This window comes from Streptomyces sp. NBC_00212 (assembly GCF_045206365.1).
GTDB lineage: Bacteria > Actinomycetota > Actinomycetes > Streptomycetales > Streptomycetaceae > Streptomyces.
Window position 1 is genome coordinate 6847240 of sequence record NZ_CP108115.1, and the last position, 14815, is coordinate 6862054.

The 14815-nt window shown below is 71.7% G+C and carries 14 protein-coding genes; 9 read left to right on the forward strand and 5 right to left on the reverse strand.

Going from position 1 to position 14815, the window contains the following annotated elements:
* Nucleotides 1–22: 22 nt before the first annotated feature.
* Nucleotides 23–1348 (reverse strand): homogentisate 1,2-dioxygenase, encoded by a 1326-nt coding sequence (gene hmgA, locus OHA17_RS31205; RefSeq protein WP_406509298.1) that lies wholly within the window; start codon nt 1346–1348, stop codon nt 23–25.
* 147 nt (nt 1349–1495) lie between these two features.
* Here hmgA and OHA17_RS31210 point away from each other — a divergent pair, with 147 nt between their 5' ends.
* From OHA17_RS31210 to OHA17_RS31230, 5 genes are all read left to right on the forward strand, one after another.
* Complete coding sequence (locus OHA17_RS31210) at nt 1496–2071, forward strand: TetR family transcriptional regulator (RefSeq protein WP_398879619.1); 576 nt, start codon at nt 1496–1498, stop codon at nt 2069–2071.
* 114 nt (nt 2072–2185) lie between these two features.
* Nucleotides 2186–4411, forward strand: coding sequence for a molybdopterin oxidoreductase family protein (locus OHA17_RS31215; protein WP_406509299.1), 2226 nt, complete (start codon nt 2186–2188; stop codon nt 4409–4411).
* Between the two features lie 122 nt (nt 4412–4533).
* The gene (locus OHA17_RS31220; protein WP_406509300.1) at nt 4534–5928 is read left to right on the forward strand and encodes a CitMHS family transporter; all 1395 of its coding nucleotides are present in this window, start codon (nt 4534–4536) and stop codon (nt 5926–5928) included.
* Between the two features lie 247 nt (nt 5929–6175).
* Entirely contained in the window at nt 6176–7570 is a 1395-nt protein-coding gene (locus OHA17_RS31225) for an aldehyde dehydrogenase family protein (RefSeq protein WP_406509301.1), read from the forward strand.
* Nucleotides 7571–7617: 47 nt separating this feature from the next.
* Nucleotides 7618–8712 (forward strand): Zn-dependent alcohol dehydrogenase, encoded by a 1095-nt coding sequence (locus tag OHA17_RS31230; protein WP_406509302.1) that lies wholly within the window; start codon nt 7618–7620, stop codon nt 8710–8712.
* Here OHA17_RS31230 and OHA17_RS31235 read toward each other — a convergent pair.
* The gene (locus OHA17_RS31235) at nt 8709–9698 is read right to left on the reverse strand and encodes a DMT family transporter (RefSeq protein ID WP_406510860.1); all 990 of its coding nucleotides are present in this window, start codon (nt 9696–9698) and stop codon (nt 8709–8711) included. The two genes, OHA17_RS31230 and OHA17_RS31235, sit on opposite strands and share 4 nt — an antisense overlap.
* 87 nt (nt 9699–9785) lie before the next feature.
* Nucleotides 9786–10457, reverse strand: coding sequence for a TetR/AcrR family transcriptional regulator (locus OHA17_RS31240; protein ID WP_398879611.1), 672 nt, complete (start codon nt 10455–10457; stop codon nt 9786–9788).
* Nucleotides 10458–10523: 66 nt separating this feature from the next.
* Between OHA17_RS31240 and OHA17_RS31245 the strand changes: the two genes are divergently transcribed.
* The 3 genes from OHA17_RS31245 to OHA17_RS31255 all read left to right on the forward strand — a co-directional run bounded on the left by OHA17_RS31245 (nt 10524) and on the right by OHA17_RS31255 (nt 12791).
* A complete protein-coding gene (locus OHA17_RS31245; RefSeq protein WP_406509303.1) occupies nt 10524–11681 on the forward strand; it encodes an acyl-CoA dehydrogenase family protein in 1158 nt (385 codons plus the stop codon).
* Between the two features lie 76 nt (nt 11682–11757).
* Nucleotides 11758–12045 (forward strand): YiaA/YiaB family inner membrane protein, encoded by a 288-nt coding sequence (locus tag OHA17_RS31250; protein WP_053723528.1) that lies wholly within the window; start codon nt 11758–11760, stop codon nt 12043–12045.
* Nucleotides 12046–12152: 107 nt separating this feature from the next.
* Nucleotides 12153–12791: a TetR/AcrR family transcriptional regulator gene (locus tag OHA17_RS31255; RefSeq protein ID WP_406509304.1), complete on the forward strand. Its 639-nt coding sequence runs from the start codon at nt 12153–12155 to the stop codon at nt 12789–12791.
* Here OHA17_RS31255 and OHA17_RS31260 read toward each other — a convergent pair.
* The gene (locus OHA17_RS31260; protein WP_406509305.1) at nt 12779–13240 is read right to left on the reverse strand and encodes a MaoC family dehydratase; all 462 of its coding nucleotides are present in this window, start codon (nt 13238–13240) and stop codon (nt 12779–12781) included. The genes OHA17_RS31255 and OHA17_RS31260 overlap by 13 nt on opposite strands.
* 197 nt (nt 13241–13437) lie before the next feature.
* Between OHA17_RS31260 and soxR the strand changes: the two genes are divergently transcribed.
* Nucleotides 13438–13899 (forward strand): redox-sensitive transcriptional activator SoxR, encoded by a 462-nt coding sequence (gene soxR / locus OHA17_RS31265; protein WP_406509306.1) that lies wholly within the window; start codon nt 13438–13440, stop codon nt 13897–13899.
* 65 nt (nt 13900–13964) lie between these two features.
* Here the strand turns inward: soxR and OHA17_RS31270 are convergent, their stop codons facing one another.
* The gene (locus tag OHA17_RS31270) at nt 13965–14672 is read right to left on the reverse strand and encodes a 3-keto-5-aminohexanoate cleavage protein (protein WP_406509307.1); all 708 of its coding nucleotides are present in this window, start codon (nt 14670–14672) and stop codon (nt 13965–13967) included.
* Between the last annotated feature and the right edge of the window lie 143 nt (nt 14673–14815).

The window sequence follows — 14815 nt, forward strand, 5'->3', positions numbered from 1 at the left end:
GGGATTCCGTATCAGGTGGTGCTCAGGAGCGGAAGTGGCGCTGGAGACCCTGCCACACCTCGTCGTAGCCCCGCTGGAGGTGGTCGGCGCTCGCCGCCTGCTCGGTGGCGGTGACCGGCCAGCGCGTCTCGAACATGAACGCAAGCCCGTCGTCGATCTTCTGCGGCTTGAGCTCGGCGGCGCTCGCCCGGTCGAAGGTCTCCCGGTCCGGGCCGTGCGCCGACATCATGTTGTGCAGCGAGCCGCCGCCGGGCACGAAGCCTTCGGCCTTGGCGTCGTACGCGCCCTCGATGAGGCCCATGTACTCGCTCATCACGTTGCGGTGGAAGTACGGCGGGCGGAAGGTGTCCTCGCCGACCAGCCAGCGCGGCGCGAACACCACGAAGTCGACGCCGGCCAGGCCCGGGGTATCGGACGGCGAGGTGAGCACCGTGAAGATCGACGGGTCGGGGTGGTCGTAGCTGATGGTGCCGATGACATTGAAGGTGTGCAGGTCGTAGACGTACGGCGTGTGCGTGCCGTGCCAGGCGACGACGTCGAGCGGCGAGTGGTCGTACGTCGCGGTCCAGAGGTTGCCGCAGAACTTGTTGACGACCTCCACCGGGCCCTCGACGTCCTCGTATGCCGCTACCGGGGCCCGGAAGTCCCGGGCGTTGGCGAGCCCGTTGGCGCCGATCGGGCCGAGCTCGGGCAGCTCGAAGGGCCGGCCGTAGTTCTCGCAGACGTAACCGCGGGCGCTCTCGTCGAGCAGCTCGACGCGGAAGCGGACGCCGCGCGGGATCAGGGCGACCTCGCCGGGGCGGGTGGCGAGCAGGCCGAGCTCGGTGCGCAGGAGCAGGCCGCCGCGCTCGGGGACGATCAGGAGCTCGCCGTCGGCGTCGCTGAACACCCTTGTGTTCATCGAGGAGTTGGCGTGATAGAGGTGCACGGCCATGCCGGTGCGCTGGGTCGCGTCGCCGTTGCCGCCGAGCGTCCACAGGCCCGCCAGCCAGTCGGTGCCCGCCGGGGGCTCGGGCAGCGGGTTCCAGCGCAGCCGGTTCGGGTCGGGCACGGTCTCGGTGAACGGGGCGGAGCGCAGGTGTCCGTTGTCGGCGCGGGTGAACGGGGGGTGCGCGGCCGATGGCCGGATCCGGTACAGCCAGGAGCGGCGGTTGTCCGCGCGCGGCTCGGTGAAGGCGGATCCGCTCAGCTGCTCCGCGTAAAGACCGAGCGGGGCGCGCTGGGGCGCGTTGCGACCGTGCGGAAGGGCGCCGGGGACGGCCTCCGAGCTGTGCTCATTGCCGAAGCCGTGGGAGTGGCCGAGGCCCTCCGCGATCTTCCTCGCCTGTTCGCCGGTAGATGTCGTCATCGTCCGCTCTCCTGCTCCCGTGCCGGAATCCTATGCTCAACCGTAGGATTACGATGCGGTCGCGTCAACGGGAAAACCGGCCGGGCGGGGCATGATGGGCGCGTGTCTCCTGCCCCTGATCTCCACGCGAACCTCCGTCGGGCGCCCGTGCAGCAGCGCAGCGCCGAGCGGCTGTCCCGGATACTCGACGCCTGCGCCGAGCTCCTCGACGAAACCGGCTACGAAGACCTGTCCACCAGGGCGGTCGCCCAGCGCGCGGGCGTGCCCATCGGGTCCGTCTACCGCTTCTTCGGCAACAAGCGCGCGATGGCGGAGGCGCTCGCCGCCCGCAACCTCGACCGCTACGCCGGCATGATCAACGCGCGGCTCGAAACGATCGAGGCGGCCGACTGGCGGGGCGCCGTCGACGCGGTCCTGGACGAGTACCTCGTCCTGAAGCAGACCGTGCCCGGATTCAACCTGGTCGACTTCGGCGGCCCCCAGCCGGTGCCCGACCCGGACTCCGACGCCAACCACCTCCTGGCCGACCGCCTCGCCGAGCTCCTCCCGAGCCAGTTCGGCCGCACCCTGGACGCGGATCTGCGCCGGGTCATCCTGGTCGCGGTGGAGGCGGCCGACGCCACACTGCGCCTCGCGTTCCGCACGGACCCGCAGGGAGACCCGGGCATCGTGGCGGAGACGCGGCAGCTCCTGCACGCCTACCTCGCCCGCACCCTGGACTGAGAGCCGGTGTCCGGACCCCGTCCGGATCGGACTTCGGCCCGACCAGGGGCTCCCCCGCATGCCTACCGGTCGGTATGCTCGAACGGCCCGCGCGCCGACGCCCTGGGAGGACGAATGTCCCGCACCGCCCTGCGTATCTGCCCGCTCTGCGAAGCCACCTGCGGGCTGAGCCTGACCATCGAGGGCAGCCGGGTCACCGGCGCCCGCGGCGACGCGGACGACGTGTTCAGCCAGGGGTTCATCTGCCCCAAGGGCGCCTCCTTCGGGGAGATCGACGCCGACCCCGACCGGCTCACCGGGCCGCTCGTGCGCCGCAACGGCGTTCTGGAGGAGGCCAGTTGGGCCGAGGCCTTCGACCTGATCGCGGCCCGCCTGCGGCCCCTGGTCGAGGAGTACGGGCCGAACGCGGTCGGCGTCGTCCTCGGCAACCCCAACGTCCACACCATGGCCGGCGCGCTCTACCCGCCCGTCCTGCTCGGCGCGCTGCGCACCCGCAACCTCTTCACCGCGAGCACCCTCGACCAGATGCCCAAGCACGTCTCCAGCGGGCTCCTGTTCGGCGACCCGTTCGCCATCCCGGTGCCCGACCTCGACCGCACCGGCCATCTGCTGCTGCTCGGCGCCAACCCCCTTGAGTCGAACGGCAGCCTGTGCACCGCCCCCGACTTCCCGGGCAAGCTGAAGGCGATGCGGAGGCGCGGCGGCACCCTCACCGTCGTCGACCCGCGCCGCACCCGTACCGCGAAGCTCGCCGACCGGCACGTCGCGATCCGGCCCGGCACCGACGCCCTGCTGCTCGCCTCGATCGCCCAGGTGCTCTTCGAGGAGAAGCTGGCGGCGCCGGGCGAGGCCGAGGCGCACATCGAGGGAATCGGTGAAGTGGCCGACGCGGTAAGGGAGTTCACGCCCGAGGCCGTCGGGCCCGTGTGCGACGTGGACCCGGACGGCATCCGGGCCATCGCCCGCGAACTCGCCGCCGCACCCACCGCCGCCGTATACGGCCGGATCGGCAGCTGCACCGTCGAGCACGGCACCCTGGCCAGCTGGCTCGTCGACGTACTCAACGTCCTCACCGGCAACCTCGACCGGCCGGGCGGCGCGCTCTTCCCGCTCTCCGCCACCGACCGCACCCCCCGCCCGGCGGGCCCCGGCAAGGGCTTCGCGCTCGGGCGCTGGCACAGCCGGGTCGGCGGACACCCCGAGGTGAAGTCCGAACTGCCGCTCGCCGCCCTCGCCGAGGAGATCGAGACGCCGGGGGACGGCCGGATCCGCGCGGTCATCGCCTGCGCCGCCAACCCGGTCCTCTCCGCGCCCGACGGGGACCGGCTCGACCGGGCCCTTGCCGGGCTCGACTTCATGGTCAGCATCGACCCGTATCTCAACGAGACCTCGCTGCACGCCGACGTCGTACTGCCCCCGCCGCCGCCCTCCCAGAGCGCGCACTTCGACTTCGCGTTCAACGGCTTCGCCGTCCGCAACCAGGTCCGCTACACCCGACCCGCCGTGCCGCTCGCCGAAGGGCGCATGGACGAGTGCGAGATACACGCCCGGCTCGTGCTCGCCGCGAGCGGGATGCACGGCGCGGAGCCCGCCGCCGTGGACGCGATGGTCATCGACAGCGCGCTGGCCAAGGCCGTCGCCGACCCGCACTCGCCCGTGCACGGCCAGGACGCGACGGAACTCGCAGCCCTGCTCACCGGCACCAACGGCCCCGAGCGGCGCCTCGACCTCATGCTCCGGCTCGGCCCGTACGGCGACGGCTTCGGCGCCGACCCCGACGGACTCACCCTGGACCGCGTGCTCGCCCACCCCCACGGCATCGACCTCGGGCCGCTTCGGCCGCGCCTGCCGCAGGTGCTCAGGACCCGCAGCGGCCGGATCGAGCTGCTGCCCGCGCCGATCGCCGCCGACCTGCCCCGGCTGCGCGCCGCCCTGAGCGAGCGGCCCGCCTCCCTGGTCCTCGTCGGCCGGCGCCATCTGCGTTCCAACAACAGCTGGCTGCACAACATCCCCGCCCTGAACGGCGGTTCCAACCGCTGCACTCTCCAGATCCACCCCGAGGACGCGGCCCGGCTCGGCCTCGCCGACGGCACCGACGTACGGATCACGGCGGACGGGGGAGAGATAGCGGCCCCCGTGGAGATCACCGACAGCGTCCGCAGGGGTGTCGTGAGCCTGCCGCACGGGTGGGGACACAGCAGGCCCGGCAGCCGGCTCGCGGTGGCCGCGGGCCGCCCCGGCGTCAACGTCAACCAGCTCCTCGACGGCTCCCGGTTCGACCCGCTGTCGGGGACCTCCGTGCTCAACGGCTTCCCCGTCGAACTCGTACCCCTATCGTGACCTGGACTTTTGCTCGTATTGCTCAGGTGTCAACATCTTGTTAAGGATTGAAACGGCGACCTAACGTCATCCGCACCGCCAGCCCCTGGTGGGAGTTCAAGGGTGAACGTTAGGTGTCCTCCATGCTGACCATCCTCGGCTTCGGCATGATCGCGACCTTCCTGGTCCTGATCATGCTGAAGAAGATGTCGCCGATCGCGGCGCTGGTTCTGATCCCCGCTCTCTTCTGCGTCTTCGTCGGCAAGGGAGCCCATCTCGGCGACTACGTCATCAAGGGCGTCGGCTCGCTCGCGCCGACCGCCGCGATGCTCATGTTCGCGATCGTCTACTTCGGCGTGATGATCGACGTGGGCCTCTTCGACCCGATCGTGCGAGGCATCCTGCGCTTCTGCAAGGCCGACCCGATGCGCGTCGTCGTCGGCACGGCGGTGCTCGCCGCGATCGTCTCGCTCGACGGCGACGGCTCCACCACCTTCATGATCACCGTCTCGGCGATGTACCCGCTGTACAAGCGGCTCGGCATGAGCCTCGTCGTGATGACGGGCGTCGCCGCCATCGCCAACGGTGTCATGAACACGCTCCCCTGGGGCGGCCCCACCGCCCGCGCCGCGACCGCCCTCAAGCTGGACGCCTCCGACATCTTCGTGCCGATGATCCCCGCGCTCGCGGTGGGCCTCGTCGCCGTCCTCGTCCTCTCGTACGTGCTGGGCATGCGCGAGCGCAAGCGCCTGGGCTACCTGTCCCTCGACAAGGTCCTGGAGCCGGAGAGCGAGACAGTCCTGGTCGGGGCCGGCGGCTCGGGTTCGGGCTCGGGCGGGACCTCGGGCAAGGCGAGCGGCGGCGGCGCCGGTACGGACGCCCCCGACGGCGACGACTTCCAGGGGCTCGACCCGGTCCGGGAGACCCTGCGGCCCAAGCTGTACTGGTTCAACGCGCTGCTCACCGTCGCCCTGCTCACCTCCATGATCATGGAGTGGCTGCCGATCCCGGTGCTCTTCCTGATCGGCGCGGCCCTCGCGCTGACCGTGAACTTCCCGCACATCCCGGACCAGAAGGCCCGCATCGCCGCCCACGCCGACAATGTCGTCAACGTCTCCGGCATGGTCTTCGCGGCCGCCGTCTTCACCGGCGTCCTGAACGGCACCGGCATGGTCAAGCACATGGCCGACTGGCTGGTCGGCGTGGTCCCGGACAGCATGGGCTCGCAGATGGGCCTGGTCACCGGAGTGCTCAGCCTGCCGCTCACGTACTTCATGTCGAACGACGGCTTCTACTTCGGTGTCCTGCCCGTCCTCGCCGAGGCCGGTGCCGCGCACGGCGTATCCCCGCTGGAGATCGCCCGCGCCTCGCTGGCCGGACAGGCCCTGCACATGTCGAGCCCGCTGGTCCCGGCGGTGTACGTCCTGGTCGGCATGGCCAAGGTGGAGTTCGGCGACCACACCCGCTTCACCGTGAAGTGGGCGGCGCTCACCTGCCTGGTGGTGCTCGGGTCGGGCATCCTCTTCGGCATCATCTGACCCCTCCCTTTCGGCCGACTCCGCCGGCGCGGCACGTCCTTCGTGCCGCGCCGGCGTTCGTCGTGGGCGGCGCCAGTGCGTGGCCGAAGGGGGCGCCTGGCGGAGTGCCGGCCGGGACCAGGAGGATGGCGCCGGTGAGAACCACCGCGCGACCGGGCCCCGGTCGCGCGGGCCGCCCCTGGCGCCCAAAAACTAACGGCGCTAGTTTGAGCGGCGCAGGACACTGGCTCGGCTCGGGAGGAATGCCATGAAGGCCCACGACGGGATGTACATCGGCGGCGAGTGGCGAGCTGCCGCAGGCCAGGACGCCATCGCGGTGGTGAACCCGGTGGACGAGCAGGTCATCGCCCACGTCCCGGCGGGCACCGCCGAGGACGTCGACAGCGCGGTGCACGCCGCCCGCGCGGCACTCCCGGCCTGGGCCGCGACCCCGCCCGCCGAGCGCGCGGCGAAGCTCACGGTGCTGCGGGACCGGCTGGTCGCCCGCAAGGACGAGATCGCCGCGACCATCAGCGCCGAACTGGGCGCACCGCCGGCCTTCGCCCAGGCCGTGCACACCGGTCTGCCGATCGCGGTCGCCGGTTCGTACGCCGAGCTGGCCGCCACGTACGCCTTCCAGGAGAAGATCGGGAACTCCACGGTCTACCAGGAGCCGGTCGGGGTCGTCGGCGCGATCACGCCCTGGAACTATCCGCTGCACCAGATCGTCAACAAGGTGGCTCCCGCACTGGCGGCGGGCTGCACGGTCGTCCTCAAGCCCGCCGAGGACACGCCCCTGACCGCGCAGCTCTTCGCCGAGGCGGTGCACGAAGCCGGCCTGCCCGCCGGTGTGTTCAACCTGGTCACCGGCCTCGGCCCGGTCGCGGGCCAGGCGCTCGCCGAGCACGAAGGGGTCGACCTGGTCTCCTTCACCGGCTCGACGGCCGTCGGAAGGACGATCGGCGCCACGGCGGGCGCCGCCGTCAAGCGGGTCGCCCTGGAGCTGGGCGGCAAGTCCGCCAACGTCATCCTGCCCTCCGCCGACCTCGCCAAGGCCGTGGGTGTCGGCGTCGCCAACGTGATGGGCAACTCCGGCCAGACGTGCAGCGCCTGGACGCGGATGCTGGTCCACGCCGACCAGTACGACGAGGCCGTCGAGCTGGCCTCGGCCGCCGCCGCCAAGTACACCGTCGGCGACCGCGTCGGCCCACTCGTCAACGCCAAGCAACTGGCGCGCGTGCGCGGCTACATCGAGCAGGGCGTGCAGGAGGGCGCGCGCATCGTCGCGGGCGGCCCCGAAGCACCCCTGGAGCAGGGCTACTACGTCACGCCGACGGTCTTCGCGGACGTCACCCCCGAGATGACCATCGCCCAGGAGGAGATCTTCGGCCCGGTCGTCTCCATCATCAAGTACGTGGACGAGGACGACGCGCTTCGGATCGCCAACGGCACCGTGTACGGCCTGGCGGGCGGGGTCTGGGCGGGCGACGAGGCGGAGGCCGTGGCCTTCGCGCGCCGCATGGACACCGGCCAGGTCGACATCAACGGCGGACGCTTCAACCCCCTTGCTCCCTTCGGCGGTTACAAGCAGTCGGGCGTGGGCCGCGAGCTCGGTGTCCACGGCCTGACCGAGTACCTCCAGACGAAGTCGCTCCAGTTCTGAGACCGCAACCCTTCCCCTCTTCCCACCGTTCAGGAGTAACGCCAGTCATGGTTCGCGCCGCCGTACTGCCCGCCGTCGGCTCTCCGCTGGAGATCACCGACATCGACCTCCCCGAGCCGGGCCCCGGCCAGGTGCGGGTTCGCCTGGCCGCCGCCGGGGTATGCCACTCCGACCTCTCGCTCACCAACGGCACCATGCGGGTCCCGGTCCCGGCCGTCCTCGGCCACGAGGGCGCGGGCACCGTGGTCTCCGTCGGCGAGGGCGTCACATCGGTGGCCCCCGGCGACGAGGTCGTCCTCAACTGGGCGCCGTCCTGCGGGAGTTGTCACCCCTGCTCGCTGGGCGAGGTGTGGCTGTGCGTCAACGCGCTGAACGGCGCGGCCTCGGTGTACGCGCGCACCGCCGACGGCACGGAGCTGCACCCGGGCCTGAACGTGGCCGCGTTCGCCGAGGAGACCGTGGTCGCCGAGAACTGCCTGATCCCGCTGCCCGAGGGCGTCCCGCTCACCGAGGCCGCGCTGCTCGGCTGCGCGGTGCTCACCGGGTACGGGGCGATCCACCACTCGGCGAAGGTGCGCGAGGGCGAGACGGTCGCGGTGTTCGGCGCGGGCGGCGTGGGCCTGGCCACGCTCCAGTCGGCCAGGATCGCGGGCGCCGCGCGGATCATCGCCGTCGACGTCTCCCCGGAGAAGGAGGAGCTGGCCCGCCGGGCGGGCGCGACCGACTTCGTCGTCGCCTCCGAGACCACGGCCAAGGACATCCGGGGGCTCACCGGCGGCCAGGGAACCGACGTGGCCGTCGAGTGCGTGGGCCGCGCCGTCACCATCCGTACCGCCTGGGAGTCGACCCGGCGCGGCGGCCGCACCACCGTCGTCGGCATCGGCGGCAAGGACCAGCAGGTCACCTTCAACGCCCTGGAGATCTTCCACTGGGGCCGCACGCTCGCGGGCTGCGTGTACGGCAACTCCGACCCGGCGACCGACGTCCCGGTCCTGGCCGGACACATCCGCGCCGGCCGCCTGGACCTCAACGCGATGGTGTCCGAGCGCATCGCCCTGGCCGACATCCCGACCGCCTTCGACAACATGCTGGCGGGGAAGGGGGGACGGGCGCTGGTGGTGTTCCAGCCGGCTGCTGGTTAGTTGACCCGCTCCCCAGGACGGGGCTCGGGGGTGGGCCCGGACGGCCCGCCCCCGTCCGCGGAGCCGGCCCCGGACGTCACCGTGGCCCCGCCCCCGGAGGCCCGCGGCCGGGACCGCGAAACAGCCACACCCGCGAGGCAGATCGCGCCGCCCACCAGGGTGAGCGCGGCCGGGACCTCGTCGAGGACCGCCCAGGACATCAGCACGACCATCGCGGGCACCACGTACGTCGTCGCACCCATCCGACTCGCCGAGGTCCGGGCCAGCGCGAACGCCCACGTCGTGAAGGCGAGCGCGGTCGGGAACACCCCCAGGTAGACCATGTTGAGCGTCGCGGAGAGCGGCGCGTGCGAGGCACCCGAGAGCAGCTGCCCGCTGAACGGCAGGCAGGCCACCGCCCCCACCAGGCAGCTGAAGAAGGTGACTTGGAGCGGGCTGCCGTGCCGCAGGGCCGGCTTCTGCAGGACGACCCCGGCCGCGTAGGTCGCCGCCGCGACCAGGCACAGCACCACGCCGAGCACCGAGGCGTGCCCGTCGCCCGACATCGAGAGCCCCACCGCTATCGCGCCCGCGAACGAGACGGCCATGCCGGCGACCAGCCGCGGCGGCAGCGCCTCGCCGAGGAAGCGCGAGGCGAGCAGCGCCATGAGGATGGGCCCGATGTTGACGATCATCGCGGCGGTACCGGCATCGACCTGCCGCTCGCCCCAGTTGAGGGCCACCATGTAGCAGCCGAACCACAGAAAACCCGACGCCGCGATGCCCGGCCAGGCGGCGCGCGGCGGGAGCCCCTCTCGGCGTATGAGCAGGAAGAGCCCGAGCACGAGCGACCCGGCGAGGAGGCGGCCGAGGGCGAGGGCGCCGGGGGAGTAGGCCTCCCCGGCGCTGCGGATCGACACGAAGGCCGAGGCCCACAGCACGACGGAGACGGCCACCGCGGCCAGGGCGAGCCGAGCGGAGCGGCGCTCGGTGGAGGGGTTGGTCATGGTCATGCAAGGACAGTAGGCGCAGGGAGGCCGGGGGCCGGCCGAATTATCGTGCCGGGCCCGGGCTCCCGAACGATCGGGAAACGATCAGGAGGGGACCGGGGCCTCCGGTGCCGACTGGTCGCCCAGCGCCCGGTACTGCATCGAGAGCCCGTCGAGCAGGGCCCGCAGCCCCGTCTCGAAGGCGCCCTCGTCGATCTTCTCCTGCCGCTCGGCGAGCAGGTGCGCCTGGCCCAGATGCGGATAGTCCGCCGGGTCGTACGCCGCCTCGTCGTCCACGAAGCCGCGGGCGAAGGAGCCGAGCGCCGAGCCCATGATGAAGTACCGCATCAGCGCGCCGATCCGGGTCGCCTGGGCGGGCGGCCAGCCCGCCGCGACCATCGCGCCGAACACCGCGTCCGCGAGCCGCAGACCGGCCGGGCGCCGGCCCGGCCCCTGGGCGAGGACCGGAACGATGTTGGGGTGGCGGGTCAGGACCGCGCGGTAGGCGAGCGCCCAGTCGTGCAGGGACGTACGCCAGTCGCGGTCGTCGTCCGGGTCGAACATCGACAGGTCGACCTGTGCGGAGGTGGCGTCCGCGACGGCCTCCAGGATCTCGTCCTTGGTGCGGAAGTGGTTGTAGAGCGAGGGCCCGCTGACCCCGAGCTCGGCGGCGAGGCGGCGGGTCGAGACGGCCGCGAGGCCCTCCGCGTCCACGAGCGCGCTCGCCGCCGTGACGATGCGGTCGGTGCTCAGGAGGGGCTTGCGCGGTCGGGCCATGCGGCACATAGTAGGGCCTGCCAACCAAAAACTAGCAGTGGTAATTAAATCTGGGGTGCAGCCGAAATGAACCTGGAGCTGAGCGAGGAACAGGCGGCCGTGCGGCAGCTCGCCGCGGAGTTCGTCGGCCGCGAGATCGCCCCGCACGTCGTCGAGTGGGACCGCTCCGAGAACGTCGACAAGTCGATCGTGAAGAAGCTGGGCGCGCTCGGCTTCCTCGGGCTCACCATCGACGAGGAGTACGGCGGCTCGGGCGGCGACCACCTCGCCTACTGCCTGGTCACCGAGGAACTCGGCCGCGGCGACTCCTCGGTCCGCGGCATCGTCTCCGTCTCGCTCGGCCTGGTCACCAAGACGATCGCGTCCTGGGGCAGCGAGGAGCAGAAGCGCGCCTGGCTGCCGCGCCTCACCTCCGGCGACGCCATCGGCTGCTTCGGCCTCACCGAGCCGGGCACGGGCTCGGACGCGGGGAACCTCACCACGAAGGCCGTCCGGGACAGCGCGTCCGGCGACTACGTGATCAACGGCGCCAAGATGTTCATCACCAACGGCACCTGGGCCGATGTGGTGCTGCTCTTCGCCCGCACCAACGACGCCCCGGGCCACCGCGGCGTCTCCGCCTTCCTCGTCCCGACCGACACCCCGGGCCTGACCCGGCGCACCATCCACGGCAAGCTCGGCCTGCGCGGCCAGGCGACCGCCGAGCTCGTCCTCGACGACGTACGGGTCCCGGCGGGTGCGCTGCTCGGCCCCGAGGGCAAGGGCTTCTCCATAGCGATGTCGGCGCTCGCCAAGGGGCGGATGTCGGTCGCGGCCGGCTGCGTCGGCATCGCCCGGGCGGCGCTGGACGCGGCCGTCAAGTACGCCGGCGAACGCGAACAGTTCGGCAGGTCGATCGCCCACTACCAGCTCGTCCAGGAGCTGATCAGCGACATCTCGGTGGACGTGGACGCGGCCCGGCTGCTGACCTGGCGGGTCGCCGATCTCGTCGACCGGGGCGAGGAGTTCGCGACCGCCGCGTCCAAGGCGAAGCTGTTCGCCTCCGAGGCCGCGGTGCGCTCCGCCAACAACGCCCTCCAGGTCTTCGGCGGCTACGGCTACATCGACGAGTACCCGGTCGGAAAACTGCTGCGCGACGCCCGCGTGATGACCCTGTACGAGGGCACCAGCCAGATCCAGAAGCTGATCATCGGCCGCGCGGAGACCGGGGTTTCGGCCTTCTGACCCCCTGGCCGTCTGAGTACGTACTGAGTACGAGAGCGGATGTGGCGCGCGCCACATCCGCTCCATGCTGTGCGCCATGAGTGAGACACCGGTCAAGCAGCAGAACACCGCGGCGTACTACGGACAGGCCGTCGCCGCCTTCTCGATCGCGCTCGTCGCCACCGCGATCGGCATCCTCCGCCTCCAGGCGGACGCCTGGGTGCGGGCCTTCCTCGGCATAGCGGTCCTCTACCTCGTCACGTCCGCCTTCACGCTGGCCAAGGTGATCAGGGACCGGCAGGAGGCCGGGCAGATCGTCAGCCGCGTCGACCAGGCCCGCCTGGAGAAGCTCCTGGCCGAACACGACCCGTTCCAGAAGCTTTAGGCCGACGGTGACCAGGCCCGCCGGACAGGCCCTAAGCGCTTGCTCACCCTCGGGGTATGGTGTTCGTCCTGCTGAACGGAAGCGCGGACGGACGGAAGGGGCGAGCGATGGGCACGGCTGACGTGACTGAGGAGACGGCCGGCGGCGAGGAGAAGCCGTGGGGCGAGGTCACGCCCGAGGCTGCCAGGAGACTGCTCGTCGCCGCCGTCGAGGCCTTCGCCGAGCGCGGGTACCACGCGACCACGACCCGGGACATCGCGGGCCGGGCCGGCATGAGCCCGGCCGCGCTCTACATCCACTACAAGACCAAGGAAGAGCTGCTCCACCGGATCAGCCGGATCGGCCACGACAAGGCTCTGGAGATCCTCCGGTCCGCGGCCGAGAGTGAGGGCAGTGCCGCCGAGCGGCTCTCCGCCGCGGTGCGCTCCTTCGTCCGCTGGCACGCGGGGCACCACATGACGGCCCGCGTGGTCCAGTACGAGCTCGACGCGCTCGGCGCCGAGCACCGCACCGAGATCGTGGAGCTGCGCAGGCAGAGCGACGCCGCGGTGCGCCGCATCCTCAACGAGGGCGTGGCGGCGGGCGAGTTCGACGTGCCGGACGTGCCGGGCACCACGCTCGCCGTCCTGTCGCTCTGCATCGACGTGGCCCGCTGGTTCAACACCGAGGGCCGCCGCACGCCCGACGAGGTCGGCGCGCTGTACGCCGACCTCGTGCTGCGGATGGTGGGGGCTCAGAAGAAGTAGCGCGAGACCGACTCCGCCACGCACACCGGCTTGTCGCCGCCCTCGCGTTCGACGGTGACCTTCGCCGTGACCTGGATGCCGCCGCCCGCCTCCACGACCTCCGTGAGGACCGCCGTGGCGCGCAGCCGCGAGCCGACCGGCACGGGGGAGGGGAAGCGGACCTTGTTGGTGCCGTAGTTGATGCCCATCTTCATGCCCTCGACGCGCAGCACCTGCGGGACCAGCGTCGGCAGCAGCGACAGGGTGAGATAGCCGTGCGCGATGGTCGACCCGAAGGGACCGGCCGCGGCGCGCTCCGGGTCGACGTGGATCCACTGGTGGTCGCCGGTGGCGTCGGCGAACAGGTCGATCCGCTTCTGGTCGATCTCCAGCCAGTCGCTGTGCCCGAGCTGCTCGCCCACCCCGGCCTTCAGCTCCTCGGCGGACGTGAAGATCCTCGGCTCTGCCATGTCCCTGGTCCCTGCCTCTCGCGACGCTCTCGCAGTCATGAACAAGTACATGCGCAAGCACCTGTACAAGCGCTTGCTCAGCTAGCTCAGCATGGTTGGGGCCGCCGGTCCTGTCAACGACGTACGGGGGCGGGGGCCAGGCCCGTCGCGTAGGGCGCCCGGGCGGGGCCGGGGCGGGGGCCAGTAGGGTTCGAGGGGTGCCGCAGATTCCAGAGAAGATCCACGAGCTCACGGTCGGGCAGCTGTCCGCGCGCAGCGGGGCCGCCGTCTCCGCCCTGCACTTCTACGAGTCCAAGGGCCTGATCACCAGCCGCCGGACCTCCGGCAATCAGCGCCGCTACTGCCGGGACACTCTGCGCCGCGTGGCCTTCATCCGGGCCGCGCAGCGCGTCGGCATCCCGCTGGCCACGATCCGGGACGCCCTGGCCGGACTCCCCGAGGAGCGCACCCCCACCAAGGAGGACTGGGCCCGCCTGTCCGAGAACTGGCGCGCCGAACTCGACCGGCGCATCACACAGTTGGGCCGGCTGCGCGACCACCTCTCGGACTGCATCGGCTGTGGCTGTCTGTCCCTGGACAATTGCGTGCTGTCCAACCCGGACGACGTCTTCGGCGACAGCCTGACCGGCTCCCGGCTGCTCGCCGAGCGCAAGGCCTGAGTGCCGCCCGGCCCGTTGCGAGCAGGCCCCAGCCCCCGTACTGACAGCCCCCGACGCCCTACGGGTTACGAGCAGGCCAGCGCCGCCCGTACCAACTGGGCGTTGGACTCGGCCCGCTCGCCGTCCGGCAGTACCAGCACGTCCTCCAGCCCTATTCGGGTGTCGAGCCCCAGCCTGCGCGCCAGGCGCAGCACCGGCCAGGTGCCTCCGTCATGGCTGTGCAGGAGGATGGGCCTGCCGTGCGCGGTGCCCAGCTCGCTGAGCAGCGCGTGGGCCGTCGGCTCGGCGGCCTCGGCGGACGTGCCGATCACCTCGGCGAGGATGCGCAACACCCTTGAGGAATGGGGTGAGTTGAGGAAGTGCTGGGCGGCGGGGGTGTCGGACCAGATGCCCGCCTCGATGCCCACGCCCCGATCGAGCAGGGCGGCCGCCACCTCGTCGGCGCCGTCCTCGTGCCAGTTGACCGACGCGTAGTCGGGCAGCACCGTCCAGGACCGGACGCGCTCCAGCCGGCGGGCCGGATCCGGCTCCGCCCAGGCGCCCGTGGTCACCCCGACCGGCACCGACACCGCGGCCCGTATCGCCTCAAGCGCCGGGCCCACCACGCGTGATGAGAGCGAATCGCTTCCGCAGGGCGTCTTGGGGTGGACATGGACCTCGGCGGCACCGGCGGCCACGGCCGCTGCCGCGGACTCGGCCAGGGCGGTTGGGGACAGCGGCACCGCCGACCCGTCCTGAGCACTTCGTACGCCGTTCAGGCAGACCTGGATCATGCCTTCGATGGTGCCAGAGCCCACTGACAACGCGGGCTCCACCGACAGTGCGGGCTCCACCGACAACGCTGGCTCCGCCGACAGCGAGGACTCCGCCGATGGAAGCCCCTCTGGCAACGCGGGGGAGAGTCGGCTCGCCCCCG

Bases quoted from the DNA above. Each gene is read 5' to 3' on its own strand.
- hmgA (WP_406509298.1), bottom strand. From the start codon at position 1,348: ATGACGACATCTACCGGCGAACAGGCGAGGAAGATCGCGGAGGGCCTC.
- OHA17_RS31215 (WP_406509299.1), top strand. From the start codon at position 2,186: ATGTCCCGCACCGCCCTGCGTATCTGCCCGCTCTGCGAAGCCACCTGC.
- OHA17_RS31220 (WP_406509300.1), top strand. From the start codon at position 4,534: ATGCTGACCATCCTCGGCTTCGGCATGATCGCGACCTTCCTGGTCCTG.
- OHA17_RS31225 (WP_406509301.1), top strand. From the start codon at position 6,176: ATGAAGGCCCACGACGGGATGTACATCGGCGGCGAGTGGCGAGCTGCC.
- OHA17_RS31230 (WP_406509302.1), top strand. From the start codon at position 7,618: ATGGTTCGCGCCGCCGTACTGCCCGCCGTCGGCTCTCCGCTGGAGATC.
- OHA17_RS31235 (WP_406510860.1), bottom strand. From the start codon at position 9,698: ATGACCAACCCCTCCACCGAGCGCCGCTCCGCTCGGCTCGCCCTGGCC.
- OHA17_RS31240 (WP_398879611.1), bottom strand. From the start codon at position 10,457: ATGGCCCGACCGCGCAAGCCCCTCCTGAGCACCGACCGCATCGTCACG.
- OHA17_RS31245 (WP_406509303.1), top strand. From the start codon at position 10,524: ATGAACCTGGAGCTGAGCGAGGAACAGGCGGCCGTGCGGCAGCTCGCC.
- OHA17_RS31250 (WP_053723528.1), top strand. From the start codon at position 11,758: ATGAGTGAGACACCGGTCAAGCAGCAGAACACCGCGGCGTACTACGGA.
- OHA17_RS31255 (WP_406509304.1), top strand. From the start codon at position 12,153: ATGGGCACGGCTGACGTGACTGAGGAGACGGCCGGCGGCGAGGAGAAG.
- OHA17_RS31260 (WP_406509305.1), bottom strand. From the start codon at position 13,240: ATGGCAGAGCCGAGGATCTTCACGTCCGCCGAGGAGCTGAAGGCCGGG.
- OHA17_RS31270 (WP_406509307.1), bottom strand. From the start codon at position 14,672: ATGATCCAGGTCTGCCTGAACGGCGTACGAAGTGCTCAGGACGGGTCG.